The following is a 23,319-nucleotide window of genomic DNA, read 5'->3' on the forward strand; positions in this document are numbered from 1 at the left end:
CCGAGACGGATGAGGGGTCGCGCGACGATTACGGTCTTCGCGCCTGGAATACGCCGTCGTCGGATAGGGCAGCGCGACCCCTCATCCGGCCCTCCGGGCCACCTTCTCCCGCAAGGGGAGAAGGGAGGAACGGCCGCCGCTCAGCCAGTAATTCCCGGCCCTTGCGCGTCACCGTGATCAGCCTGCCCTGCCGTGCGAGATAGCCATGCTCGACCGCGTCCTCCCAGACCGTCAGGCGCGGGCAGGATGTGCGCCAGCTTTCCATGAGATCGGCATGGCTGCGCTCCTCGCGCGCGACCCATTCGACGAGATCGAGGATGAGCGGATCGTCTGCGGCAAGCATCGCGGCCTCGCTTTCCGATCGGGACGGACGCGCAACGATAGCGCTCCGCAGCGGGCGGGAAAAGCCGCGCCCGCTCACTCTCCAACCGGAACGTTCGGCGCCTTCGGTCGCCGGCCGAGCGGCGCCACCGGCCGCTCGGTGCGGTACTGGCCGCGCGCGATCGCGGTGAACAGCAGCGCTACGGCGGTCAGAGTCATCAGCCACCAGGTCTGGAACGAGGCGAAGCCGAGCGCCGCCAGCGCGAAGGCGGTGACATAAGCCGCGACACCGCCGGCGGCGAGCGCGCCCGGCATGCGGCCAGCGGCGCTGACCGCGAAATAGAGGCAGAGGGCCGCCGTCGCCGCGCCGACCAGGCCGAGCTCGTACCAGGTCTCGAACAGGATGGTGGTCGGCACCTCCAGCGGCAGCGCCCCGGTGGTGCGTCCGCGCAGCACGGTATCGAGTCCATGACCGGTGATCAGTTGCACTGGCCGGCTCGATATGATGTCGGCCCAGATGTCGAGGCCGACGCCGACCGTGCTGAACACCGCCGGCGAGAGCCGGAAGAACGGCAGCAGCAGGAAGGGCAGCAGCGGGGCGAGCAGCATCAGCCCAGCCATGATCCCGCCCATCAGCCGCGCGCCGACGATGCGGTTGGCGCTGACCGCGCCGAAGGCAATCGCGCCGCACAGCATCGCCATCGCTTCGCCGTCTTCGATGCGCGAGAGCGCAAGCAGCCCGACGACCAGCGCCAGTCCCAGCGCTGTCAGCCCGCGCTCGCGCGACAGGAGCCAGGCGAGCGCCGGCCAGGACATGATCAGCACGACGCTGATGCCGCGCTCGACGCTGCCGGCGGCGTCGGCGGCGCGTGAGTCGACCGGGCCAAGCGCTTCGGTCAGAAGCAGCCCGAGCGCGAAGATCGCAGCGGCGCCGGCGCCGAGCGCGGCGAGGTTGAGATTCGAGGCGCGCATGCGCTCGGGCAGCGCCGCGGCGCCGGCGAAGCCGAGTGCCACGGCAAGAAACAGGTTGGCCGCCTTTTCGGTGGCCGAGCCGGTATAGGGGCTCCAGATCAGCGAGAGCACGGCCCAGCCGACCAGCGCCCACAGCGTCAGGCCGGCACGGCTGAAGATCGAAGCCCGGATGTTGCCGGCGAACCAGCGCGGCGCCTCGATCAGCGCAGCGATCGACAAAAGGATCACCCCGATCGGCACCAGCACGACGGCGGCGCGGCGTGAGACCAGCGAGGCCAATGGCAGGGCGAGCGCCAGCGTCGCAAAGCCGATGCGGCGCAGCAGCAGCGCGGCGTCGGTCGCAGGGTCGAGGGGCGTCTGGGCGTTGGGGCGGATCATGGGCAAGCAGGTACTCGGCGAGCCGCGCCCGGCCAGGATGCCGGGAACAGCCCAGCCCACCCTAGCGCCCGTTGCCGGCTTCGACTGTAGGTGCGCTGCAACACTGGCGAAGCATCTCATGCAGATTGGAACACCTAAAGTTCACTGGCCGTGAACCCCGTTCCGTGGGATGAAGGCAGACGATGACTGCTCCGCTTGCCGCGATCGTCTATTCCTCGGGCTTCCCCATCGACGAACTGATGGCGGAGGTCGCCGATACCCTGAAGCGCGAGGCCGTCCGGCTTGGCGGCGTCGTCCAGCACAATAATGGCGACTGCATGAGCGGTTGCGCCAGCATGGCGCTCGAGGACCTTGCCTCCGGCCAGCTTTTCCCGATCAGCGAGGATCGCGGTGCCGGTTCGGCCGGCTGCCGGCTCGACGCGGCCGGACTTGCTGCCGCTGGCGCCGCCGTCTCGGGCGCGCTGTCCGGGCCGGTCGACCTCGTCATCGTCAACAAGTTCGGCAAGCAGGAGGTGCTGGGCCAGGGGCTCCGCGCCGAGATCGCCGCCGGCGTCGTCGCCGGCCTGCCGCTCTTGACCGCCGTGCGCGACGACATGCTCGCCGCCTGGTCCGAGTTCGCCGGCGAGGATTGGCAGCGACTGCCGCCCGAATCTGCCGCCGTGACGGATTGGGCGATGGCGGCGCTGCGCCAGCCGGCCTGACGGCCCGCAAGGAGCTAACCCGTGCCTGTTGGCAGCGACTTCCTCGACGACTACCTGATCCGGCCCGACCCGGCCGCAACTCGCCTTGGCGCGACGGTTGTCGGCATCGACCATAGCGGCGCCCGCGTCGAGACCCGCGTCGTCACCGAGCGGGCGCTGACGCTCTACCTGAACAGCCAGGAGATCGTCACGATGATGACGATCGGCGACCATCCCGAGTATCTCGCGCTTGGCTATCTCCTCAACCAGAACATGCTGAGGCGCGGCGACCCGGTCGAGGCGGTCGATTATGACGAGGAGCTCGAGGTCGTGGTGGTGCGCACGCCCGAGCGCACCGATTTCGAGCAGAAGCTGAAGAAGAAGACGCTGACCTCCGGCTGCGCGCAAGGCACCGCCTTCGGCGACCTGATGGAGGCGATCGACGAGATCGTCCTGCCCAGGGCGGAACTGCGCACCAGTTGGCTCTATGCCCTGACCCGCAAGATCAACACTACGCCCTCGCTCTATCTGGAAGCCGGCGCGATCCATGGCTGCGTGCTCTGCGAGCGTGACAAGCCGCTGGTCTACATGGAGGATGTCGGCCGCCACAACGCCGTCGACAAGGTCGCCGGCTGGCTCTTCCGCCACGATGTCGATCCCGGCAAGATGATCTTCTACACCACCGGCCGGCTGACCTCGGAGATGGTGATCAAGACGGTGCGCATGGGCATCCCGATCCTGGTCTCGCGCTCGGGCTTTACCGAATGGGGCGTCGAGCTCGCCCGCAAGGCAGGCCTGACCCTGATCGGCCGCGCCCGCGGCAAGCGCTTCCTGGCGCTGGCCGGTGAGGACCGCATCGTCTTCGACCAGGACCCGGACAGCGTCGAGGACGAAGGCGGCAAGCATCGTCGCAAGGGATCCGGCGATGACTGATCCCGGCCCGCCGACCCTCGGCCTCCTGCTTGCCGGCGGGCTCGCCCGGCGCATGGGCGGCGGCGACAAGCCGCTGCGTACGATCGCCGGCCGTACGATCCTCGCCCATGTGATCGAGCGGCTGGCGTCGCAATGCGACGGGCTGCTGCTCAACGCCAATGGCGACCCCGCTCGCTTTGCCGAATACGGCCTGCCTGTGGTGGCCGACAGCGTCCCGGATTTCGCCGGGCCGCTCGCCGGCATCCTCGCCGGGCTCGACTGGCTCGCTGCGAACCGGCCGGGCGCGGAGTGGCTGGTCAGCGTCGCCGCCGACACGCCCTTCATCCCGCGCGATCTGGTGATGCGGCTGCATGCAGCGCGCGTGGCGGGGAATGTCCCGCTCGCCTGCGCCGCCTCGGGCGGCTGGACCCATCCGGTGATCGGGCTCTGGCCGATCGCGCTGCGCGAGGAGTTGCGCCATGCGCTCACTGTCGAGGACGAGCGCAAGATCGACCGCTGGACAGCGCGCCATGGCGTCGTCTCGGTCGAATGGCCGGTCGAGCCGGTCGATCCCTTCTTCAACGCCAACCGGCCTGATGATCTTGCCGAGGCCGAGCGGCTCCATGCCGCGCTGGGTGATGCTTGATCGGGCGCAGCACCGCCCCTAGATTCAACTGATAAGCGAAGCTTATTCGCCTGCCTCTGGGGGAAGTCGCATGAAGTCCTTTGTCATCGCCGTCGCCTTTGCCGCCATTGCCGCCTATGGGGCGAGCCTGGTGCTGGCGACCTATCAGCGCCCGGTCGATGTTGCCTATGCGACCAGCAGCGTTAGGCTCTGAGGCGTCTGGCTTAGCTTTCCAGTAGCGCTTTCAAGCGCGCGAGATCGGCGGCCACCCATTCGGCATCACGCGCGAACGCGTCCTCCGTCATCTCCGGCCGCCGAAACAGCGTGAACACCACCTCGCTGCCGCTGCCATTCGCCAGCGCACGCATCGGGTTGTGCATCGGCGCGCCGTTGTCGGGCACCACGGCGTGGTCGAGCACGCCGTAGCGGTTGGGCTCACTGAACATCACGCGCATCGGCCCCATAGGTGTCTTCGCGCGATAGGTCATGCCCTCGACATGGCTGAACTCAGCCCCGAGCCCCTCCGCCCATTTCGGGAAGTTCATGGGATCGGCGAGGAAGCCGTAAACCTCCTCGATCGGCCGGTCGATCGTGATGCTGATATGGCGCGTTGGCAGGACGGGCATGGTCGCGTCTCCATCATTTTCATGATAGAACATAACATGAACAAAATTCTTTGTCATCGCCGATCGGTGATGGGCCGTGCGCGAGCTCGCCGCGGATCGATCAAGAATCCGCCGGTTTCGCCCGCCCTCTATTCCAGCGGCGACGGATCAGGAGATTCGACATGAAGCAGACCATCGGCTTGGGCTTGGCGATTTTCGTGCAGCACGGGCGTGAGCAGGAGGCCGCGGATTTCTACAGCGAGGCCTTCGAGGCGCGGCAATTCAAGACACATAGGGTCGACGGCGAGCTCGCCGGGGTCGAGATGCTCATCGGTGGAACCCGTGTTTCCGTCGCCGGTTCCAATCCGCGCCGCGAGGAGGAGCCGTCCTATGGCGGCCCGTTCTTCCCCAAGGCGGCCGGGGCGGTCAGCATGACGATCCTGCTGACGGTTCCCGATATCGAGACCTGTTTCGCGCAAGCGATCGTCGCTGGTGCCGCGCTGCGTGACCGCGTCCAGACCGATACCGAAGGCAGGCGGGTCGCCTCGCTCTTCGATCCGTTCGGCCATATCTGGATGCTGATGGAGCGACAGGCGGAAGCGGAGAGAGCGTCTTCCGACCAGCTCGTGGCGCAGGCCGATAGGCCTGGTATTTCGGCGCTTCGGGCCTAGCGGTTGGCCTTACTCGATCACGATCCGCGGTGCGGCCCGCGCCGGCCCGGCGAGGCCGGCCTTCACCTGCCGCGCTAGGGCGACATAGGCCTTGGCATGGGGGCTGTCCGGGTCGCTCGCCACGATCGGGCGACCGCCATCGGAGGTCTCGCGGATCGGCATGGCGAGCGGGATTTCGCCGAGGAACGGCACACCCTGCCGCTCCGCCTCATGCCGGGCCCCGCCATGGGCGAAGATGTCGGAGCGGTGGCCGCATTCCGGGCAGATGAAATAGCTCATGTTCTCGACGATGCCGAGGATCGGCACCTCGACCTTCCTGAACATGGCGACGCCGCGGCGGGCATCAAGCAGCGCGAGATCCTGCGGCGTCGAGACGATCACGGCGCCGGCGAGCGGGGTCTGCTGCGCCATGGTGAGCTGGGCGTCGCCGGTGCCGGGCGGCATGTCGACCACGAGCACGTCGAGTTCGCCCCAGGCGACCTCGCGCAACATCTGGGTGATCGCCGAGATCACCATCGGCCCGCGCCAGATCATCGGCGTTTCCTCGTCGATCAGGAAGCCGATCGACATGATCTTGAGGCCATAGGCTTCCATTGGCGCAAGCGTGCGGCCCGAGACCAGCCGCGGCTTGCCGGTGATGCCGAAGATCTTGGGTACGGACGGGCCGTAAATGTCGGCATCGAGAACGCCGACCTTGAGGCCGAGTGTCGCCAGGCCGACAGCGAGATTGGCGGTGGTGGTCGATTTGCCGACGCCGCCCTTGCCGCTCGCTACCGCGATGATCTGCTTGACGCCGGGAATGCCGGCTGCCTTCGGCACCGGGCCGCCGGGCGCAGGCTGGCCATGTGCCTGCCGGCGTGCCTCCGCCGCCTGCGAGGGGGCTCGCCCCGGCGCCTTGTCGGCAGTAAGGCCGACCAAGACCTGCGTCACGCCGGGAATGCCGCCGACTGCGCTCTCGGCCGCCTTGCGCACCGGCTCCATCGCATTGGCCTCGGTCGCGTCGATGCCGATCGCGAAGATCACCTTGCCGCCGTCGATCAGGATGTCGCCGATGCGGCCGGATGCCGCCAGCGATTGCCCGCTCGCCGGCAGCTTCACCAGTTCGAGCGCGCGCAGGATGTCGTTTTGCGAAAGGGCCACGATCTGGCCTCCGTTGAGCTGGCGTGACGCTAGGCCGCGGCCTTGCGGATGTGGAAGACCAGCAACTCGCCCTCGCTGCTGCTGAGTTCGATCGCGTCGCCGGTCTCGCGCGTCAGATTCGGGATGTCGATCGCCGCCATCGGATCGGTGCATTCGACCAGGAACAGATCGCCTGGAGCCGCGCTTTTCAGCGCCTTGCGCACGCGCAAAGCGGGGAGGGGGCACTTCAGGCCGCGCAGATTGAGCGGAATGGAAGACATGGGCGAAGGCCAATCAAACGATGTTGCGCTTCATATGATGGCTTTTCGCGAGGGAGCAACAGAGGCCTTTACCCTTCTTCCCTCGGGGGAGAAGGTGTCTGCGAAACAGACGGATGAGGGAAGGATGGCTCAGGGCAATGAGGGAAGGTGGGCGCGGCGGCGCGGCCCTCATCCGTCAGCGCTGCGCGCTGCCACCTTCTCCCCCGAGGGGAGAAGGATAGGCGCTGCGCTTCTCGCGCTTTTCATCGCAGCGTTGCCGGCCTCTGCCCAGGAACTGCGCGGCCATGGCGGGCCGGTGCGTGCCGCCGCGGTCTCGGCCGATGGCGCGACCGCACTGACCGGCTCCTTCGATCAGTCGGCGATCCTCTGGGACCTTTCGCGCGGCAGCGCGATCAAGGTCCTGCGTTTCCATCAGGGGGCGGTCAACGCGGCGGTCTCGATCAACGATCTGGGCTTCGCCACCGGCGGCGAGGACGGCAGGATCGCGCTCTGGCGCGGCGATGCGCCCGAGCCGGCGAAGGTCATCGAAGGGCATAAGGGGCCGGTCGCGGCGCTGGCGATCTCGCCGGAAGGGCAGCACCTCGCCTCCGCCTCCTGGGACGGGACGGTCCGCGTCACCGCCCTGGCCGACGGCGCGGCCCGTGTGCTCGAAGGCCATCAGGGACCAGTCAACGGCGTCGCCTTCGCTCCGGGCGGCATGATCGTCTCCTCCGGCTATGACGCGAGCTTGCGGCTTTGGCCGGCGGATCGCGGGGCGCCGTTGATCGTCACCACGCCCGCTCCGCTCAACGGCGTCGTCGTTGCGCCCGATGGTGAGATCGCAGTCGCTGCTGCCGATGGTCGCCTGCGCCTGTTCGGGCCGGATGGAACGCAGCGTGCCGAGATTGCCGTCGGCGAGACGCCATTGATCGCGCTCGCAATCTCTCCCGATGGCGCGACGATCGCGGCCGGCGGCCTGCGCGGCCAGGTCGCGCTGATCGACCGCAAGGCGCGCACGATCCGCGCCACGCTTGTCGGCCCCGGCCTGCCGGTCTGGTCGCTCGCCTTTCTGCCCGACGGCAGGCAATTGCTTTCCGGGGGCGCCGACCGGCTGGTCCGACGCTGGAACGCCGTCACTGGCGAGCATGTCGGGGCGGTGGTGCCGCGTGCCGGCGAGGATGCGCTCGCCGCCTTCCAGGGCGAGCGGGGTGCCCAGATCTTCCGCGCCTGCGCGGCTTGTCACACCTTGACGCCGGCGGATGGCAACCGCGCTGGTCCGACCCTGCACGGCATCTTCGGCCGCCGCATCGCCACCGCGCCAGCTTATGTCTATTCCGACGCGCTCAAGGGCATGGACATCGTCTGGAGCAAGGAGAGCGTGGCGAAGCTGTTCGAGGTCGGCCCGAACGCCTATACGCCCGGCACCAAGATGCCGGAACAGACGATCGGCTCGGCGCAGGATCGGCAGGCGCTGGTCGACTGGCTGGAAAAGGTGACGCGCTGAACTAGCTCAGCGGATCCTCGCCCCGTTCCGCCCGCTCGCGCAGATAGTCGTCGGTGGTGCGCACCGGTGGGCGCTGCGGCGAGAGGTGCGGGTCGAAGCTCTCGTTGACCACAGCCTCGACCCGGCAATCCTCGCACATGCGCAGGATCGAGGCGCGCTTTGCCCCTTCGCCGGTGAACATCCAGTGCTTGTTCTCGAGCTTGGCTGCGATCTTTTCGATCGTGCTGCGGACGCCGAACGGCTTGGCGCAGGCGATGCAGTGGAACGGCTCCTCCTGCTTGACGATCCGGCGGCCGCCTTTCCAGGCGTCGAAATCGACGCGCGGCTCCAGCGTGATCACCTTTTCCGGGCAGGTGGCGGAACAGAGCCCGCACTGCACGCAAAGGTCCTCCTGGAAGGTCAGCGTCGGCCGCTCCGGGTTGTCGCCGAGCGCGCTGACCGGGCAGGCGGAGACGCAGGCGAGGCAGAGCGTGCAGCCATCCGCGTCGACATGGATCGTCCCGAAGGGCGCGAGTGGCGGCATCGCGACGTGGGCGACCGGCACCGGCGCGGCGGCGTGCAGTTCGCCGATCGCCTGGCGCAGCAGCGGGCGTCCGGCTCCCATCGGCCGGAAGCGCGCTGGCTGCGCGACATTGGGGCCGGGCGTGATCTTCGACAAGGCGGCGTTGAGGGCGTCGGGATCGTCGGCCTCGATCAGCGCGGCGCGGGCTTCGCCATAGCCGAGCGCACCGGCGAGCGCGTTGGCATAGTCGAGATTGCGGGTGAGGCCGGAGAGGTCGTGCTTCGGCTTGGCGCGGCCGAGCACGCGGATGGCGGAGGCGCCGAAGGCAAGCGCGGCAGCGAAGGTTTCCAGGCCGGTCTGGGTGATCTCGTTGACGCGCAGGGGCAGCACCCGCGCGGGCAGGCCGGCGCCATGGCGCGCGAGCGCCTCGATCAACGGCTCGCCATGGTCGCTGTCCTGCAGCAGCACGACCGGCTCGCGCCCGCCGGCCTCGGCGTAGGTCACCAGCAGCGTCCGCAGCTTGCGCAGCAGCGCATCGGCCGGCGGCAGCGTGTAGGTCACCGCGCCGGTCGGGCAGACGGCGGCGCAGGCGCCGCAGCCGGCGCAGATCTCGGCCGAGATAGCGACATGATCGCCCGCCGGGGTGATCGCGCCGGTCGGGCAAAGCTCGAGGCAGCGCGTGCAACCGGTTTTCTGCGAGCGCGCATGGGCGCAGAGGCCTTCGTTCAGGGCGACATAGGCCGGCTTGTCGAACTCGCCGAGGAGTCCGCTCGCCTGGAAGGCGAGCCGCTCGACCGCGGCCGCATCGCGTGGATCGGCGCGCAGATAGCCGGCGCGGAGGTCACCGGCCGGGAAGAGCGGCGTGCCGCCGGAGACGTCGATCACGACATCGCATTGCGAGACCGCGCCATTGCGCGGCGCCTCGAAGACGAGCTTGCCACGCGAGGACGGGCTCGGCGCGGCATAGTCGTTGACGGTGAGCTCGAAGGCGCCGAGCCAGCCGCTTGCCTGCGCGATCGTGCCCTTCAGCACCGGGAATTCGTCGCTGCGCGGTGGCGCGATCTCGCTTGGGCGCGACAGCAGCACGGTGACGTCGAGATGCTCGGCGAGCCGGTGCGCCAGCGTGATCGCGATCTCGTCGCGGCCATAGATCAGCGCGATGCCCTTGCTGGTCAGGGTGGTGAAGGATGCCGGCGGCATGGGCTCGCTCGCCGCGGCGAGCAGGGCGGCCATCTTCGGGCCGGCGGCCTTGGCCTCGTCAGACCAGCCGGCCTGTTCGCGGATGTTGGTGAAGGTGAGATCGCCGATGTAATCGAGGTCTGCAGCGATCTCCTCGAACAGCGGTGCCTCCTGCGTGCAGGCGACGGTGATGGCATCGCTCTTAGCCAGCATGGCGTGGAAGCGTTCGACCTGGCTGCGGCAGAGATGGCGATGCTCGCTGACCGCAGCACCGCTGCAGCCGCGCCGGATCGCCGCGCCGTCGAGCGGCATCGTGTCTTCGCACGAGCAGACCATCAGCGTGCGGGCGACATCGGTCATCGGGCAGGCATCCTCAAGGTCGCAGCAGCGTCTTTGGTCGCGCTTGCGATAATCTCATCTTATATGGAATTGGAATGGCTCCAAAGAAGCAAGCCTCTCCCTTGGGATGAGACGTTAGGCGGCGGATGATGGCGGCAGGGCCGATCAGGCAGGACGATCTCAGGCGCGAGCCGGTGCTGCCGCCGGGCTTTTCGCTCGTCACCCTGCGCGAATCCGGCGACGCCTTCGCCCATGCGCAAGCCATTGCAGGCGAGGCTGGCGCCGCGACTTTGGTCTGGGTGCGACGTTTCGACATCGTCGAGTTCGCGGTGGTGCTGGAGCCCGATGCCATCCTCGCCGAGGCCCGGCTCGCCCACTACCTCGCCATGAACGCGCTGGCCGACGCGCTTGCCGTGCATTCGCCGCCGGAGCGGCCGGTGCTGTTCCGCTGGCCGGATGCGCTGACCTATGATCTCGGCCTGATCGGCGGCGGGCGCCTCGGCTGGCCGGCTGGTTGCCCGGAAGGGCAGGTGCCGGATTGGCTCGTCTTCGGCGCTATGGTCAGGGCGACGACGATGTCGCCCTTCGAGCTTGGCCAGACCGGCGTCGGCATGGCCGAGGAGGGCTTCGAGGAGGTCGACGCCGTCGACCTGATCGAGGCCTTCTGCCGCCATCTCATGCTCGGTGTCAGCCACTGGCAGGAGGAGGGCGCCAAAGCGGCGGCGCGGCGCTGGCTCGATAGGCTGGAAAAGGTGGTCGGCGTCCGCCACGGCATCGAGCCGAATGGCGATTTGATTGCGACCTCGCAGCACGGAACCGAGCGCAAGAGCATGGTCGAGGCACTGGCCGGCGTCGACTGGCTCGACCGCGAAAGCGGAGCGCCGAAGCTGTGAGCGCCCTCAAGCTCCCGCGCGCCATTCGGCTCGACCCGTCGGATGGTTTCGTTTTCCGCAAGGCCGCGGAGCCCGGCGAATGGCTCGTCACTGGCTCCTTCCTGTTCACGCCGGAAAGCGTCGCCGGGCTCGACACCAAGGGCCGCGTCGCCTTCCGATCCGGCTTCCTCGGCATCGACAGCTTCGGCTGGAGCACGCTCGCAGTCGTCACCGAAGTGACGGTGGAGGAACGCCAGGAAGCGGTTGCCCAGCTTGCGACGCAACTCGTCGACAAACTCGGCGCGCCCGATCTCGCGGCCGCGCGGGCTGCCGCGGAGGAGGAGATCGCGTTTGCCGCCTCGCTCTGCGATCATCCGGCGCAGACCTTGCTCGCTCTGCATCGCACGCTCGAGGATGGCGAGATCCGCGAGCGCTTTCGGACCTTGATGCCGCGCGGCGATACGCCGAAGGATGCGTTCCGCGCCTTCGAGTTCGTTGAGACCGATGGAGAGGACGAGCCTCAGGAGCATGTCGACCTGATGCAGTTGATCAAGGACGCGCCGCGATGACCCATTTCTGGGCGAGCTCCGGTCATCTCCTGCTCGACCGCGAGGAGGGCGGCGGGCTCGTCGTCACCGATGATTTCCTGAAGGCCTATCTGGCGCGGCCGGAGGTGCTGCCGCCGGAGGAGGCCTGCGCAGCCGAGCGGGCGCTGCACGGCAAGCTGATGGCGGAGCCGCAGGCGGAGGTCGCAGAACGCGAGGTCGCGGCCATCGCCGATGCCGATGCGCGCGAGAACTGGCGCTTCCTGCTCGGCTGGCGCGAGCGCCTGCTGGCGGCGCCGACCTTGCAGGGCGCCTATGCCGGGATCATCCGCCGCGGCGTCTCCGGCATTCCGCCTGTATTCCTCGACCAGCTCGTCCACGTCATCCTGCGGGCCGGGCTCGACGAGGAGAGCGATCCCTTCGTGGTGCGCGCCGCCGAATGCCTGTTCCGGCCGCAGCGCGTCACCCTGCACGAGAATACCATCCTGCTCGCCGATGCCGAGATGATCGAGGGGCACGAGACCGACCGGCATGCCTCGCCGCTGCTCGCCATGCTGGGCGGCCCAGCCGTGACCTCGCTCGATATCCTCAAGCAGGCGGATGCCGACCGCTACTGGCAGCGCTCGGACGCTTTCGACATGGTGCTCGATTTGGGCGGCAAACCTTCGGGCCGCGTCGCGCTCGGCAAGGCGATCGTGCACTGGATCCGGCAGATCCATGGTTTCGAGGTCGCGATCGAAGCCGTCGAGAATATCCGGGATGCAAATTGGCGCTGGTTCGTCGGCCTCGACGCGCAGGCGACGGCGATCGGCAATGCGCTCTGGAACGGCGATACGCTTGACGAGGACAAGACCTCGCGCCTGATCGCGCTCTATCGTCTGACGCTGCCACCGGAGGTGCCGGTGCTGCCGGCGGCCAAGGGAGCACCTATCTATCTGATGCTGGCAATGGATGGCGACCGGATCGTCAGGATGAAGCCGCAGAACCTGGTGACCGGCCTGCCACTCGCCGTGCACGAGATGGCGAACTGAGGACGAGGCCATGCAGCAACATCACGAGGTCGGTGTCGTGGTCGAGCGGCGCAAGCTCGACTCGCCCTGGGCCGACCATGCCTGGGCGCCGATCGCGGTGCTACCCGAGCCGCCGCCGCTCGCGCCCTGGAGCCGGCTCGCCGGCGATGACAGGCGCGAGCAGTTCTATCTCGGCTCGGCCGTGCTGACCTTGCATTCGGTCGACACCGCCCATTTTCGCGAGAACTTCGCAACAGGCCGGGCCAGGCTCTGGGTCTCCGTCAGGCCGACCGGGATCGAGCCGGCGCTGGAGCTGGTCGGCGTCACGGCCGATCCGTCCGAGGGCGAGGTCTTCCTTGAGAATGTCGATGATATCGTCGAGGCCGTGCCGATGCCGGTCGCGATTGCTGAGGCCGTGCTCGCCTTCTTCGAGGCGCATCATGTCGAGCGCGAATTCGTCAAGCGCAAGCGGACCGAACATGATCCGCGCAAGGGCGGAATGCGGCCGCGGCCCGGTCTCGATCGCGGAGAGGATTGATGTCACGCCCCGATGACGAGGATCAGGGCGAAGGGTTTCTCGGCCGCTGGGCGCGCCGCAAGAAAGAGGCGCAGCAGCCGGCTGTGCCGGTTGTCACAGAGTCGCCAGTTCAACCGGTTGTCTCGGCTGACCCCGCTGCGCCTGCACCAGAGCCCGAGATGGTCGAGCCGCCTTCGCTCGATCTCATCGACAAGGATTTCGACCTCGCTCATTGGCTGAAGCAGAACGTACCCGAGGAGTGGAAGCTCAAGGCGCTGCGGCGCGCCTGGGAGAGCGATCCGATGATCTCCAGCTATCTCGACCCGGCCCGTGACTACGCGCTCGACTGGAACACGCCGGGTGGCGCGCCGGGCTATGGGCCGCTCAGCGAGTCGGACAATGTCGAGGAGATGCTGGCCAACATCTTCGGCAAGCCGCCCGAGCCGGTTGCCGACCCGACCGAGGCGGTGCGTAACGACGTCGCAGTTGTTCGACCTTCGTCTAATGACGAGAGCGGGTCTGATTCTGCTGCGGCGCAGCAGGGTTTGGCAATGGCGGCTGACGATCCCCAGCCGGTGCGGTTGAGCGACGGGGGTGTTTCCCGAAAATCTACTGAAAATGCCGCTGAAACAGGTGGTTCTTCAGGCGGCAATTCTGTTGCAGCGCAAAAAACACCCGAAATTCCACCGTCCCAGCAACGCTCGAGGCGACGCGGCGGCGGTGCGACACCGCTCTGAGCTTCAGTTCAGAACAATTGCAATCTAGGGCGATAAGGTCTCATTATCATGCCGTGTTTCGGCGCGCTCGCGCGTGCCGATGCGGGATTGGAGACGCCTTCGTTCATGCGGGACCAGGCTCTGGAACGGGCGATCGAAGCGGCCGGCGGCGTGCGTGCGCTGGCGCGGGCGGTCGGCGTCTCGCAGCCGGCGATCTCGACCTGGAAGCGTGTCCCGGCTGATCGCGTGCTTTCAGTGGAAGCCCTGACCGGGGTCTCGCGAAGCGACCTTCGACCTGACCTCTATCCGCACGAGCCGATCATCATCGAGGCCCCTGCGCCTGCGATCGACGAGATCGACGCCGCCCGCGCCGAGGAGTTCGAATTGATCGGTGCGCTGCTCTGGCGCGCCCCCACAGCCGAGACGCTGGCTGCCCTGCAGGGCCTGCGCGGCGACGCCTCGCCGCTCGGCATGGCCCATTTCGCGCTGGCCGAGGCGGCCGCCGAGGCGAGCCCCGAGCAGGTCCGCGACGAATTCTTCCAGCTCTTCATCGGCGTCGGCCGCGGCGAGCTCCTGCCTTACGCCTCCTACTACCTCACCGGCTTCCTGCACGAGCGCCCGCTCGCTCTGGTGCGCGAGGACATGGGCAAGCTCGGTCTCGCCCGCGCCGAGCGCGTCGGCGAGCCCGAGGACCATATCGCAGTGCTGATGGACATCGAGGCCAAGCTGATCCGCGGCGAGGTCTCGGGCGAGGGGGTCGACGAGGCCTCCTTCTTCGCCCGCCATATCCGGCCCTGGGCCGACCGGTTCTTCGCCGATCTCGAAACCGCCGAGACGGCGCGCTTCTACCGCGCTGTCGGCCGGGTCGGCAGCCTCTACCTTTCGATCGAGACGCAGGCCGCGAGCCTGCCCGCATGACGTACGGCACGGAGGAGACGACGATGTCGCAGAAGAGCAAGGAGACGGCTCTCGACCGCCGCAACTTCTTCAAGGCGCTCGGCGCCGGCGCGACGGTGGCCGTCGCTCCAGTCGCGGTCACGCCTGCCGCCGCCGTCGATCCCGGCAAGGACGAGACGAAGGCGCGCTATCGCGAGAGCGAGCACGTCAAAGACTTCTACCGCGTCAACCGTTATTGAGGAGGCCGGCGTCATGCTGATCAAGCGCAAATCCGCCGACGTCCAGCGCGGCCGCCTGCAGAGCGCCCTTGGAGGCCTGGCCTCAGGCGTGATGGACCGCCGCTCCTTCCTGCGCCGCTCCGGCCTCGTCGCCGGTGGCGTCGCGGCCGCCGGCGCCCTGCAGATCGGCGCCGTCCGCAAGGCGGAGGCAGCCGAGCTCGGCCCGGCTACCGGGACCAAGGTCGTCAAGAACATCTGCACGCATTGCTCGGTGGGCTGCACCGTCCGCGCCGAGGTCAACAACGGCGTCTGGGTCGGCCAGGAGCCGGCCTGGGAGAGCCCGATCAATCGCGGCAGCCATTGCGCCAAGGGCGCTTCGGTGCGCGAGCTTGTCCATGGTGATCGCCGCATCAAGTACCCGATGAAGCTGGTCGACGGGCAATGGCAGCGCCTGTCCTGGGACCAGGCGGTCAACGAGATCGGCGACAAGATGATGGAGATCCGGGCCAAGTCCGGCGCGGATTCGGTCTATCTGCTCGGCTCGGCCAAGTTCTCCAACGAAGGCTCCTACCTGTTCCGCAAGTTCGCGGCCTTCTGGGGCACCAACAACGTCGATCACCAGGCCCGCATCTGCCACTCGACCACGGTCGCGGGCGTCGCGAACGTCTGGGGCTACGGCGCCATGACGAACTCGTACAACGACATCCGCAATTCGAAGACCGTGCTGTTCATGGGCTCGAACGCGGCCGAGGCGCATCCGGTCTCGATGCAGCATATCCTGACCGGCAAGGAGCAGCAGCGCGCCAACGTCATCGTCTTCGATCCGCGCCTGACCCGCACCGCGGCGCACGCCACCGATTATGTCCGCTTCCGCTCCGGCACCGACATCGCGGTGATCTGGGGCCTGATGTGGCACATCTTCAAGAACGGCTGGGAGGACAAGGCCTTCATCGCCGCGCGCGTCCACGGCATGGACGACGTCCGCAAGGAGGTCGAGAAATACGATCCCAAGACGGTCGAGGACATCACCGGCGTCCCCGGCGAGCAGATGAAGCGCGTCGCCCAGACCTTCGCCACGGTGAAGCCGGCGACCTTCGTCTGGTGCATGGGCGTGACCCAGCACTCGGTCGGCACGGCCAATGTCCGCGCCATCTGCACGCTGCTGCTGGCGACCGGCAATGTCGGCGCGCGTGGCACCGGCGCCAACATCTTCCGCGGCCACTGCAACGTCCAGGGCGCGACCGACTTCGGCTTGGATATCTCGAACCTGCCTTGCTATTACGGCCTGGTCGAAGGCGCCTGGCGCCATTGGGCCCGCGTCTGGGGCGTCGACTACGACTATTTCGTCTCGCGCTTCGACGAGGTGCCGGCCAAGGGCGGCCGCGCTGCGCGCACCCGCAAGCAGAACATGGAGACCTCGGGCCACACCTCGACCCGCTGGTTCGACGCGGCCAACCTGCCGGCCGAGCAGGTCGACCAGAAGGACAACCTCAAGGCCATGTTCGTCATGGGCCATGGCGGCAACACCATCCCGCGCATGCCCGATGCGGTGAAGGGGCTCGAGAAGCTCGAGCTCCTCGTCGTCTGCGATCCGCACCCGACCAATTTCGTTTCGCTCGGTGGGCGCAAGAACGGCACTTACATCCTGCCGATCTGCACCCAGTTCGAGACCTCTGGCTCGCGCACCTGCTCCAACCGCTCGGTGCAATGGGGCGAGAAGGTCGTCGAACCGATCTTCGAATCCGCCAGCGACTACGCGGTCATCTACAAATTCTCGCAGAAGCTCGGCTTCGCCACCGAGATGTTCCGGCCCTATGAGATGGTCCAGGGCAAGATTGGCCTGGAGCCGACGGCGGAATCGATCCTCAGGGAGATCAACCGCGGCGGCTGGTCGACCGGCTATACCGGCCAGTCGCCCGAGCGCCTGAAGCTGCACATGGCGAACCAGGACAAGTTCGACATCGTGACGCTGCGCGGCGCCAAAGGCTCGCCGGTCGAGAATGATTTCTACGGCCTGCCCTGGCCGTGCTGGGGCACGCCCGAATACAAGCACCCGGGCACGCACATCCTCTACAACACCTCGCTTGCGGCCAAGGATGGCGGCGGCACCTTCCGTCCGCGCTTCGGCCTCACCCGCGAGCGCACGCTGCCCGATGGCAGCAAGGTTGAGGACACCCTGCTCGCCGAGGGCGGCTCCTACTCGCTGAACTCGGACATCAAGGATGGCTACCCCGAGTTCACCATGGGTGTGCTGAAGAAGCTCGGCTGGGACAAGGACCTGACGCCGGCGGAGCTGGCGACGATTTCCTGGATCGGCGGCAACACGATCGACAACGTCTCCTGGTCGACCGACCTGTCGGGCGGCATCCAGCGCGTCGCGATGGAGCATGGCTGCGTGCCCTATGGCAACGGCAAGGCCAGGGCCAATGCCTGGAACCTGCCGGACCCGGTGCCGGTCCACCGCGAGCCGATCTATTCACCGCGCGTCGACCTCGTGGCGAAATGGCCGGCCAGGCCGGACGAGCGCACGCTGCGCATCCCCAACCTGCACACCTCCGTGCAGAAGGCGGCGGTCGAGAAGGGCATCGCCAAGTCGTTCCCGATCGTGCTGACCTCCGGCCGCCTCGTCGAATACGAGGGCGGCGGTGAGGAGACGCGCTCAAACAAGTGGCTGGCGGAGCTGCAGCAGGACATGTTCGTCGAGATCAACACGGCGGATGCGGCCGAGCGCGGCATCCGGGACGGCGCCATGGTCTGGGTTACCGGCCCGGAGAACAACTCGAAGGCCAGGGTCAAGGCGCTGGTGACCGAGCGGGTCGGCAAGGGGGCGGCTTTCATGCCCTTCCATTTCGGCGGCTTCTTCCAGGGCGTCGACCAGCGCGGCAACTACCCCAAGGGGCTGGACCCGATCGTGCTCGGCGAATCCGTCAACACCATCACCACCTACGGCTACGACCCTGTGACCGCCATGCACGAAGGCAAGGTCACGCTCTGCCAGATCGCGGCGGCGTGAGGAGGAACTGAACCATGGCCCGGATGAAATTCCTCTGCGACGCCGACCGCTGCATCGAATGCAACGCCTGCGTCACCGCCTGCAAGAACGAGAACGACGTGCCCTGGGGCATCAACCGCCGGCGCGTCGTCACCATCAATGACGGCAAGCCCGGCGAGCGCTCGGTCTCGATGGCCTGCATGCATTGCACGGACGCACCCTGCATGGCTGTCTGTCCGGTCGACTGCTTCTACAACACCGCCGACGGTGTCGTGCTGCACAACAAGGACCTGTGCATCGGCTGCGGCTACTGCTTCTACGCCTGCCCGTTCGGCGCCCCGCAATATCCAAAGGTCAGCAATTTCGGCTCGCGCGGCAAGATGGACAAGTGCACCTATTGCTCCGGCGGCCCGGAGGTCGACCTGTCACCGGCCGAGTACCAGAAATACGGCTCGAACCGTCTCGCCGAGGGCAAGCTGCCGCTTTGCGCCGAGATGTGCTCGACCAAGTCGCTGCTCGCCGGCGACGGCGAGGTGATCGCGCAGATCTACAAGGAACGCGTGGTCAAGCGCGGCTACGGCTCGGGAGCCTGGGGCTGGCAGACCGCCTATCGGGAAACCATCACGATCTGAGCTGGGGGAGGGGGGCGCATCACGGCCTGGCAAAAGGTCGGGTGCGTTCTTCCCCAGGTTGACGCTGCCTTCGCGAAAAGGATGCCGCAATGTCGCTGCGCGCTCATCTCCGCTTCCTCGTCACGGCGCTGCTGCTCGCCATCGCGGTCGGCTTCGCCCAGCCGGGCTCCGCCCAGCAGATCAACCCGACCGCCGATTCGGTCAGGGAGAAGCAGTTCCTCGATGCGCTGAAGGGTAACCCTTCGGCCGAGTTGCAGGGCCGCATCACCATCCCCGACACCAAGGCCGCGACGCTGGAGCGCCCCGCCGGTCGCGAATGGCGCGCCTTCCACCAGAACACCATGACCAGGATCGGCGCGGTCGCGGTGCTCGGCATGCTGATTGCGCTGATCGCCTTCTATCTCATTCGCGGCCGCATCCGGATCGAGGGCGGTCCCTCCGGGCAGACGCTGACGCGCTTCAACGGCTTCGAGCGCTTCGTCCACTGGCTCACTGCCGCCTGCTTCATCGTGCTGGCGCTGTCGGGCTTGAACGTCACCTTCGGCAAGGCGCTGCTGCTGCCGCTGGTTGGGCCGGAGGCGTTCACCAACGTCTCGATCGTGGCGAAATGGGCGCACAACTATCTCGCCTGGCCGTTCATGCTCGGCATCGCGCTGATGTTCCTGATCTGGATCAAGGACAACATTCCCGGCATGGTCGACGTCCGCTGGTTCGCGGCCGGCGGCGGCATCGTCGGCAAGGGCCACCCGCCGGCCAAGCGCTTCAATGGCGGCCAGAAGATCGTGTTCTGGACCGTAGTCATCGGCGGCGCTGCACTCGGGGTCTCGGGCGTCTATCTGCTCTTCCCCGCGACGGCCGGCGGCGTGCTCAACCTGCAATTCTGGAACGTGGTCCACGGCATCGTCGGCGTGCTGATGGTCGCCGCCATCCTCGCCCACATCTATATCGGCACGGTCGGCATGGAGGGCGCCTTCGACGCGATGGGCTCCGGCGAGGTCGATCTCAACTGGGCCAGGGAGCACCATTCGCTCTGGGTCGCCGAGGAGATGAAGAAGGGGCACGTCCATGACGGCAAGCTGCAGCCGGCAGAGTGAACTTTTGCCGCGCTTGACCGGCTGACGGCATTTGCACGATGACAGCCGGGCGCGTCTCGCGCCCGGCTTTGTCTTTTTGAGGATGTCGTTGTCGATGCGCGTGATCGGACTGGCGGGCTGGAGCGGAGCCGGCAAGACGACGCTCCTCACAAAGCTGATCCCGGAGTTCAATCGCCGCGGCGTCAGGGTCTCGACGATCAAGCACGCCCATCACGCCTTCGATCTCGACACGCCCGGCAAGGATTCGTGGGCGCACCGGCAGGCCGGGGCCTCCGAGGTGCTGATCTCATCGGTCAAGCGCTGGGCGCTGCTGCGCGAATTGCGCGACGAGCCGGAAGCGGCGCTGCCGGAGCTGCTGGCGCGGCTGTCGCCGGTCGATCTTGTCATCGTCGAGGGCTTCAAGCGCGATCCGCACGCCAAGCTCGAGATCTATCGCGCCGCCAACGATAAGCCGCCCTTGCATCCGGACGATTCGAGCATCGTCGCGATCGCCAGCGACACCGCCTTTCCGGATGCCGGTCGCCCGGTGATCGGGCTCGACGACGTCGCCGCCATCGCCGATTGTCTCTTCGCCAATGCACAGCAGCTCGACACGGTGCTGGCCCGGGCGAAAGAGGAACTCTGACGATGGCGCAGCTCAGCGCGGATGCCGACGCCTTCGGGCCGATGCTGACGATCGAGCAGGCGGCCGAACATGCCGCCGAGCGCATCGCAGCGGTGACCGGCATCGAGACGATCCCGCTCCCCGCGGCAGATGGGCGCGTGCTGGCGCAGGATGTCGTCGCGCCGCTCGATCTGCCGCCTTTCACCAATTCTGCCGTCGACGGTTATGCGGTGCGTTTCGCCGACCTTGCCACAGCTGGTGAGACCAAGCTGCCGCTCTCGGGCCGGGTTGCTGCCGGCGCCGACGCCGCCGGCGTCGCGACGGCGGGGATGGCCGTGCGCGTTTTTACCGGCGCGCCGATGCCGGCGGGTGCCGATACCGTCTTCATGCAGGAGGACGTCACGCTGGAGGCTGGCGCGGTCATCCTGCCGCCAGGGCTGAAGCGTGGCGCCAACGCCCGGCCGGCGGGCGAAGACCTGCCGCGCGGCCAGGTCGCGCTGGCCGCCGGCCGGCGCCTGCGCCCTCAGGATCTGGCGCTGCTCGCCGCGCTCGGCCTGACGGAAGTCGTTGTGCGCCGCCGCGTCCGCGTGGCGATCTTCTCGACCGGGGATGAGCTTAACGAGCCTGGCACGGCACTGCCGCCGGCCGGAATCTATGATGCCAATCGCAGCTTGTTGCGCGCGCTCGTCGCCCGCGCCGGAGCGGAGGTCGTCGATCTCGGCATCCTCAAGGATGAGCCGGAGAGCCTCGCCGCACGACTGCTCCAGGCTGCGGAAAGCTGCGACCTGATCCTGACCTCGGGCGGCGTCTCCACCGGCGAGGAGGACCACGTCAAGGCGGCGGTCGAGCGCGCCGGCGAACTCGCCTTCTGGCGGGTCGCGATCAAGCCCGGCCGGCCGGTCGCGATGGGGCTCGTCGCCGGCACGCCCTTCATCGGCCTGCCCGGCAATCCCGTCGCGGTCTTCGTCACCTTCGCCTTCGTTGCCCGCACCGTGATCGCGTTGCTCTCAGGCACGCAACCGATCAGGCTGCATGGACTGCCGGTCAGGCTCGGCTTTCCCTATAAGAAGAAGGCGGGTCGACGCGAATACGTCCGTGTCTCGCTGGCTCGCGGGCCGGACGGCATCGCCGTGGCGCGCAAGCACCCACGCGATGGCGCCGGCGTGCTGACCTCGCTGACCGAGACTGACGGGCTGGTTGAGCTCGCCGACGAGCTGACGAGCGTAGCGGAAGGCACGATCGCGCCCTTCCTCGCCTATGAGATGCTGTCGGGCTGAAGCATCGGACCGAAAAGTCGTATCCACTTATTCGAAGCAATCCGATGTGCAATCCAAAGCTCAGTCGCGCCGGAAGATCACCGTCGCCAGCCAGCCCAGCAGCAGCGCCACCGTGACGGTCGCCAGGCCGTAGAGAAGCGGCCGGTCATGTGCGGCCGAGGTCATGCGCTGTTCTGCGCCGGTTTTCACCACCTCGAAATTGGTGGTCTGGCGCGCCAGGATCGAGCCGCCGGCATAGAGCAGGACCTCGACCTCATAGGGCCCGGTTGGCGCGATCGCGGGGATCTTGATCTGCGAGCTGAACAGGGCCGGTGACAGGAAGGTCACGCCTCGTTCGTCCAGCGCATAGAGTTGCTTGCCTTCGAGCGTCCGGATCAGCGCTTCGCGAAAGCGGGCGATATCGAGTTCGAAGTCGAAGCCCGTCGGTGTGCGCTGCGCATTGGCCAGGCCGATCTTGTCGCGCCGCGCTGCCTCTTCCGACAGGATCTCCTTGATCGGCCGGTTGGTCGCGACCGAGAGATAGATCGAGCGGTCCGGGAAGCGGCGCTGGGTGCGGTTGATCCAGAGCGGGCCGACGCGCTCCTTCTCGCGCACGATCAGCATGCGCCGCGGGCCGCGGACGGTGACGACGATGTCGTAGGGGTCGGCTCGCGCGACGGAACGGCCATCGCGCTCGACCAGGCCGAATACCGCGAGCTGGTCGCCGGTGAAGTTGGAGGCGATCGCGATCCGGTGGGTCGACAGTGCCGCGATCAGCGCCTCGGCCTTCGCGGGGAGGGAAGCGAGGGCCGCGAGGCAGGCCGCTATGAGGGCGAGCGCCGCATGTCTCATCGCTGCGCTCCTTCCGGCACGACCACCGAATAGGGCTCGCTCGGAGGCAGGAAGAGCTCGACCGCGAAGCGCAGGCCGACCGAGAGGATCAGCAGCGCCAGCAGCAGCCGGAACGAGGAGACGTTGAGATTGCGCGCTGCCCGGCCGCCGAACTGCGCGCCGATGACGCCGCCGACCAGCAGCAGCATCGCCAGGATGATGTCGACCGATTGGTTGGTGACGGCGTGCAGCACCGTCGCGCCGGTCATGGTGACCAGGATCTGGAACAGCGAGGTGCCGACCACGACGGCCGGCGGGATGCGGAAGAAATAGATCAGCGCCGGCACGAGCATGAAACCGCCGCCGACGCCGAGCACGGCGCCGATGAAGCCGATGATCACGGCGAGCGCCGCGATCGGGATCACGCTGGCATAGAGCTGGGAGCGCGGGAAGCGCATGCGCAGCGGCAGGCCCATCCAGGGCGGGTGCGAGCCGGCTTCGCGCAGGCGACGGGCCGGCTTGCCCCTGCGGTCGCGCAGCGCGGCACGCACCGCGTCGAACAGCATCAACCCGCCGATGCAGGTGAAGAGCGTGACATAGGCCAGGGTGATCACCAGCTCGAGCTGGCCGAGTCGCCGCATCGAGTTGAAGAACAGCACGCCCATAATCGTGCCGACTATGCCGCCGGTGACCAGGACGCCGCCGAGCTTGAAGTCGAGCGCGTTGCGTCGCCAGTAGGTCAGCACGCCGGTCATCGAGGAGCCGGCGACCTGCGCGGCGACGGTCGCGACCGCGACGGCCGGGGGGATGTCGAGGAAGATCAGCAGGGGCGTCAGCAGGAAGCCGCCGCCGACGCCGAACAAGCCGGAGATGAAGCCGACCGCGCCGCTCAGCCCGAGCACCAGGAAAATGCTGATCGGCAGTTCCGCGATCGGGAGATAGATCTGCACGCTTCCAAACCTTGCCGGCCGTCGATGCCACCCCATGTCGAGCATGGCCGCAAAAGTGGATACGACTTTTGCGACGAGAACATGCCCGACGTGCTGAGCCGGCACGAATTTCTGCTGC

Annotated in this window: 26 protein-coding genes; 18 read left to right on the forward strand and 8 right to left on the reverse strand. The window is 67.6% G+C overall.

The genetic code is table 11. From position 1 onward, the window contains the following. Positions 1-28: 28 nt before the first annotated feature. Together AC1DS0_RS25485 and AC1DS0_RS25490 are read right to left on the reverse strand one after the other, a co-directional pair. Positions 29-343 (reverse strand): hypothetical protein, encoded by a 315-nt coding sequence (locus AC1DS0_RS25485; RefSeq protein WP_476817018.1) that lies wholly within the window; start codon positions 341-343, stop codon positions 29-31. 74 nt (positions 344-417) lie between these two features. After that, positions 418-1,677, reverse strand: coding sequence for a peptide ABC transporter permease (locus AC1DS0_RS25490; RefSeq protein ID WP_476817019.1), 1,260 nt, complete (start codon positions 1,675-1,677; stop codon positions 418-420). Positions 1,678-1,853: 176 nt separating this feature from the next. Between AC1DS0_RS25490 and AC1DS0_RS25495 the strand changes: the two genes are divergently transcribed. The 4 genes from AC1DS0_RS25495 to AC1DS0_RS25510 all read left to right on the forward strand — a co-directional run bounded on the left by AC1DS0_RS25495 (position 1,854) and on the right by AC1DS0_RS25510 (position 4,102). Further along, a complete protein-coding gene (locus tag AC1DS0_RS25495) occupies positions 1,854-2,372 on the forward strand; it encodes a DUF2478 domain-containing protein (protein WP_476817020.1) in 519 nt (172 codons plus the stop codon). Between the two features lie 21 nt (positions 2,373-2,393). Then, the gene (locus AC1DS0_RS25500) at positions 2,394-3,284 is read left to right on the forward strand and encodes a formate dehydrogenase accessory sulfurtransferase FdhD (protein ID WP_476817021.1); all 891 of its coding nucleotides are present in this window, start codon (positions 2,394-2,396) and stop codon (positions 3,282-3,284) included. After that, positions 3,277-3,909 (forward strand): molybdenum cofactor guanylyltransferase MobA, encoded by a 633-nt coding sequence (gene mobA, locus AC1DS0_RS25505; RefSeq protein WP_476817022.1) that lies wholly within the window; start codon positions 3,277-3,279, stop codon positions 3,907-3,909. Before AC1DS0_RS25500 ends, mobA begins: the two co-directional genes overlap by 8 nt. Positions 3,910-3,979: 70 nt before the next feature. After that, complete coding sequence (locus AC1DS0_RS25510; protein WP_284168445.1) at positions 3,980-4,102, forward strand: hypothetical protein; 123 nt, start codon at positions 3,980-3,982, stop codon at positions 4,100-4,102. 10 nt (positions 4,103-4,112) lie between these two features. Here AC1DS0_RS25510 and AC1DS0_RS25515 read toward each other — a convergent pair whose 3' ends face one another. After that, positions 4,113-4,571 carry an SRPBCC family protein gene (locus tag AC1DS0_RS25515; RefSeq protein WP_476817023.1) on the reverse strand — a complete coding sequence of 153 codons (459 nt, stop codon included), beginning with the start codon at positions 4,569-4,571 and terminating at the stop codon, positions 4,113-4,115. Positions 4,572-4,675: 104 nt separating this feature from the next. Between AC1DS0_RS25515 and AC1DS0_RS25520 the strand changes: the two genes are divergently transcribed. Then, positions 4,676-5,164 carry a VOC family protein gene (locus tag AC1DS0_RS25520; protein ID WP_476817024.1) on the forward strand — a complete coding sequence of 163 codons (489 nt, stop codon included), beginning with the start codon at positions 4,676-4,678 and terminating at the stop codon, positions 5,162-5,164. A gap of 9 nt (positions 5,165-5,173) precedes the next feature. Here AC1DS0_RS25520 and AC1DS0_RS25525 read toward each other — a convergent pair whose 3' ends face one another. Further along, positions 5,174-6,304, reverse strand: a complete 1,131-nt coding sequence (locus AC1DS0_RS25525; RefSeq protein WP_476817025.1) for an Mrp/NBP35 family ATP-binding protein — start codon at positions 6,302-6,304, stop codon at positions 5,174-5,176. Positions 6,305-6,333: 29 nt separating this feature from the next. Next, positions 6,334-6,564 (reverse strand): sulfurtransferase TusA family protein, encoded by a 231-nt coding sequence (locus AC1DS0_RS25530; protein ID WP_476817026.1) that lies wholly within the window; start codon positions 6,562-6,564, stop codon positions 6,334-6,336. Positions 6,565-6,817: 253 nt separating this feature from the next. On the opposite strand from AC1DS0_RS25530, the gene AC1DS0_RS25535 reads away from it, so the two are divergent. Next, positions 6,818-8,047 carry a c-type cytochrome gene (locus AC1DS0_RS25535; protein WP_476817027.1) on the forward strand — a complete coding sequence of 410 codons (1,230 nt, stop codon included), beginning with the start codon at positions 6,818-6,820 and terminating at the stop codon, positions 8,045-8,047. Between the two features lies 1 nt (position 8,048). Here AC1DS0_RS25535 and AC1DS0_RS25540 read toward each other — a convergent pair whose 3' ends face one another. Then, entirely contained in the window at positions 8,049-10,088 is a 2,040-nt protein-coding gene (locus AC1DS0_RS25540; RefSeq protein ID WP_476817028.1) for a 4Fe-4S binding protein, read from the reverse strand. 128 nt (positions 10,089-10,216) lie between these two features. On the opposite strand from AC1DS0_RS25540, the gene AC1DS0_RS25545 reads away from it, so the two are divergent. The 12 genes from AC1DS0_RS25545 (at position 10,217) to AC1DS0_RS25600 (ending at position 21,441) form a co-directional block, all read left to right on the forward strand. Continuing rightward, positions 10,217-10,960: a biotin/lipoate--protein ligase family protein gene (locus AC1DS0_RS25545; protein ID WP_476817029.1), complete on the forward strand. Its 744-nt coding sequence runs from the start codon at positions 10,217-10,219 to the stop codon at positions 10,958-10,960. Continuing rightward, positions 10,957-11,508: a DUF6505 family protein gene (locus AC1DS0_RS25550; RefSeq protein ID WP_476817030.1), complete on the forward strand. Its 552-nt coding sequence runs from the start codon at positions 10,957-10,959 to the stop codon at positions 11,506-11,508. The genes AC1DS0_RS25545 and AC1DS0_RS25550 overlap by 4 nt, the downstream gene beginning before the upstream one ends. Further along, the gene (locus AC1DS0_RS25555) at positions 11,505-12,515 is read left to right on the forward strand and encodes a DUF6352 family protein (protein WP_476817031.1); all 1,011 of its coding nucleotides are present in this window, start codon (positions 11,505-11,507) and stop codon (positions 12,513-12,515) included. Before AC1DS0_RS25550 ends, AC1DS0_RS25555 begins: the two co-directional genes overlap by 4 nt. A 10-nt stretch (positions 12,516-12,525) precedes the next feature. Then, positions 12,526-13,032 (forward strand): DUF3305 domain-containing protein, encoded by a 507-nt coding sequence (locus tag AC1DS0_RS25560; protein ID WP_476817032.1) that lies wholly within the window; start codon positions 12,526-12,528, stop codon positions 13,030-13,032. Further along, positions 13,032-13,748 (forward strand): DUF3306 domain-containing protein, encoded by a 717-nt coding sequence (locus AC1DS0_RS25565; RefSeq protein WP_476817033.1) that lies wholly within the window; start codon positions 13,032-13,034, stop codon positions 13,746-13,748. The genes AC1DS0_RS25560 and AC1DS0_RS25565 overlap by 1 nt, the downstream gene beginning before the upstream one ends. Positions 13,749-13,853: 105 nt before the next feature. Then, complete coding sequence (locus AC1DS0_RS25570) at positions 13,854-14,645, forward strand: Cro/CI family transcriptional regulator (protein WP_476817034.1); 792 nt, start codon at positions 13,854-13,856, stop codon at positions 14,643-14,645. A gap of 23 nt (positions 14,646-14,668) precedes the next feature. Continuing rightward, positions 14,669-14,863, forward strand: coding sequence for a formate dehydrogenase (locus AC1DS0_RS25575; RefSeq protein WP_100961909.1), 195 nt, complete (start codon positions 14,669-14,671; stop codon positions 14,861-14,863). A gap of 13 nt (positions 14,864-14,876) precedes the next feature. Then, complete coding sequence (locus AC1DS0_RS25580) at positions 14,877-17,855, forward strand: formate dehydrogenase subunit alpha (protein ID WP_476817035.1); 2,979 nt, start codon at positions 14,877-14,879, stop codon at positions 17,853-17,855. Positions 17,856-17,869: 14 nt separating this feature from the next. Next, positions 17,870-18,466 (forward strand): formate dehydrogenase FDH3 subunit beta, encoded by a 597-nt coding sequence (fdh3B, locus tag AC1DS0_RS25585; protein ID WP_326873147.1) that lies wholly within the window; start codon positions 17,870-17,872, stop codon positions 18,464-18,466. An 89-nt stretch (positions 18,467-18,555) separates the two neighbouring features. Then, positions 18,556-19,560: a formate dehydrogenase subunit gamma gene (locus tag AC1DS0_RS25590; protein ID WP_476817036.1), complete on the forward strand. Its 1,005-nt coding sequence runs from the start codon at positions 18,556-18,558 to the stop codon at positions 19,558-19,560. A 94-nt stretch (positions 19,561-19,654) separates the two neighbouring features. Next, on the forward strand, positions 19,655-20,185 hold the full coding sequence (mobB, locus tag AC1DS0_RS25595) for a molybdopterin-guanine dinucleotide biosynthesis protein B (RefSeq protein ID WP_476817037.1): 531 nt from the start codon (positions 19,655-19,657) through the stop codon (positions 20,183-20,185). A gap of 2 nt (positions 20,186-20,187) precedes the next feature. Further along, the gene (locus tag AC1DS0_RS25600; protein WP_476817038.1) at positions 20,188-21,441 is read left to right on the forward strand and encodes a molybdopterin molybdotransferase MoeA; all 1,254 of its coding nucleotides are present in this window, start codon (positions 20,188-20,190) and stop codon (positions 21,439-21,441) included. 60 nt (positions 21,442-21,501) lie between these two features. Here the strand turns inward: AC1DS0_RS25600 and AC1DS0_RS25605 are convergent, their stop codons facing one another. Both AC1DS0_RS25605 and AC1DS0_RS25610 read right to left on the reverse strand, forming a co-directional pair. Further along, the gene (locus tag AC1DS0_RS25605) at positions 21,502-22,272 is read right to left on the reverse strand and encodes a TIGR02186 family protein (protein ID WP_476817039.1); all 771 of its coding nucleotides are present in this window, start codon (positions 22,270-22,272) and stop codon (positions 21,502-21,504) included. Next, entirely contained in the window at positions 22,269-23,201 is a 933-nt protein-coding gene (locus AC1DS0_RS25610; RefSeq protein ID WP_476817040.1) for a sulfite exporter TauE/SafE family protein, read from the reverse strand. Before AC1DS0_RS25610 ends, AC1DS0_RS25605 begins: the two co-directional genes overlap by 4 nt. Between the last annotated feature and the right edge of the window lie 118 nt (positions 23,202-23,319).

The sequence above is a fragment of the Allobosea sp. P4_H5 genome (assembly GCF_056400825.1).

What these genes read in the sequence shown, in the direction of transcription:
- AC1DS0_RS25485 (WP_476817018.1), bottom strand. Translation starts at nt 343, where the DNA reads ATGCTTGCCGCAGACGATCCGCTCATCCTCGATCTCGTCGAATGGGTC.
- AC1DS0_RS25495 (WP_476817020.1), top strand. Translation starts at nt 1,854, where the DNA reads ATGACTGCTCCGCTTGCCGCGATCGTCTATTCCTCGGGCTTCCCCATC.
- mobA (WP_476817022.1), top strand. Translation starts at nt 3,277, where the DNA reads ATGACTGATCCCGGCCCGCCGACCCTCGGCCTCCTGCTTGCCGGCGGG.
- AC1DS0_RS25510 (WP_284168445.1), top strand. Translation starts at nt 3,980, where the DNA reads ATGAAGTCCTTTGTCATCGCCGTCGCCTTTGCCGCCATTGCCGCCTAT.
- AC1DS0_RS25515 (WP_476817023.1), bottom strand. Translation starts at nt 4,571, where the DNA reads ATGACAAAGAATTTTGTTCATGTTATGTTCTATCATGAAAATGATGGA.
- AC1DS0_RS25520 (WP_476817024.1), top strand. Translation starts at nt 4,676, where the DNA reads ATGAAGCAGACCATCGGCTTGGGCTTGGCGATTTTCGTGCAGCACGGG.
- AC1DS0_RS25530 (WP_476817026.1), bottom strand. Translation starts at nt 6,564, where the DNA reads ATGTCTTCCATTCCGCTCAATCTGCGCGGCCTGAAGTGCCCCCTCCCC.
- AC1DS0_RS25540 (WP_476817028.1), bottom strand. Translation starts at nt 10,088, where the DNA reads ATGACCGATGTCGCCCGCACGCTGATGGTCTGCTCGTGCGAAGACACG.
- AC1DS0_RS25545 (WP_476817029.1), top strand. Translation starts at nt 10,217, where the DNA reads ATGGCGGCAGGGCCGATCAGGCAGGACGATCTCAGGCGCGAGCCGGTG.
- AC1DS0_RS25555 (WP_476817031.1), top strand. Translation starts at nt 11,505, where the DNA reads ATGACCCATTTCTGGGCGAGCTCCGGTCATCTCCTGCTCGACCGCGAG.
- AC1DS0_RS25560 (WP_476817032.1), top strand. Translation starts at nt 12,526, where the DNA reads ATGCAGCAACATCACGAGGTCGGTGTCGTGGTCGAGCGGCGCAAGCTC.
- AC1DS0_RS25565 (WP_476817033.1), top strand. Translation starts at nt 13,032, where the DNA reads ATGTCACGCCCCGATGACGAGGATCAGGGCGAAGGGTTTCTCGGCCGC.
- AC1DS0_RS25570 (WP_476817034.1), top strand. Translation starts at nt 13,854, where the DNA reads ATGCGGGACCAGGCTCTGGAACGGGCGATCGAAGCGGCCGGCGGCGTG.
- AC1DS0_RS25575 (WP_100961909.1), top strand. Translation starts at nt 14,669, where the DNA reads ATGTCGCAGAAGAGCAAGGAGACGGCTCTCGACCGCCGCAACTTCTTC.
- AC1DS0_RS25580 (WP_476817035.1), top strand. Translation starts at nt 14,877, where the DNA reads ATGCTGATCAAGCGCAAATCCGCCGACGTCCAGCGCGGCCGCCTGCAG.
- fdh3B (WP_326873147.1), top strand. Translation starts at nt 17,870, where the DNA reads ATGGCCCGGATGAAATTCCTCTGCGACGCCGACCGCTGCATCGAATGC.
- AC1DS0_RS25590 (WP_476817036.1), top strand. Translation starts at nt 18,556, where the DNA reads ATGTCGCTGCGCGCTCATCTCCGCTTCCTCGTCACGGCGCTGCTGCTC.
- mobB (WP_476817037.1), top strand. Translation starts at nt 19,655, where the DNA reads ATGCGCGTGATCGGACTGGCGGGCTGGAGCGGAGCCGGCAAGACGACG.
- AC1DS0_RS25600 (WP_476817038.1), top strand. Translation starts at nt 20,188, where the DNA reads ATGGCGCAGCTCAGCGCGGATGCCGACGCCTTCGGGCCGATGCTGACG.
- AC1DS0_RS25605 (WP_476817039.1), bottom strand. Translation starts at nt 22,272, where the DNA reads ATGAGACATGCGGCGCTCGCCCTCATAGCGGCCTGCCTCGCGGCCCTC.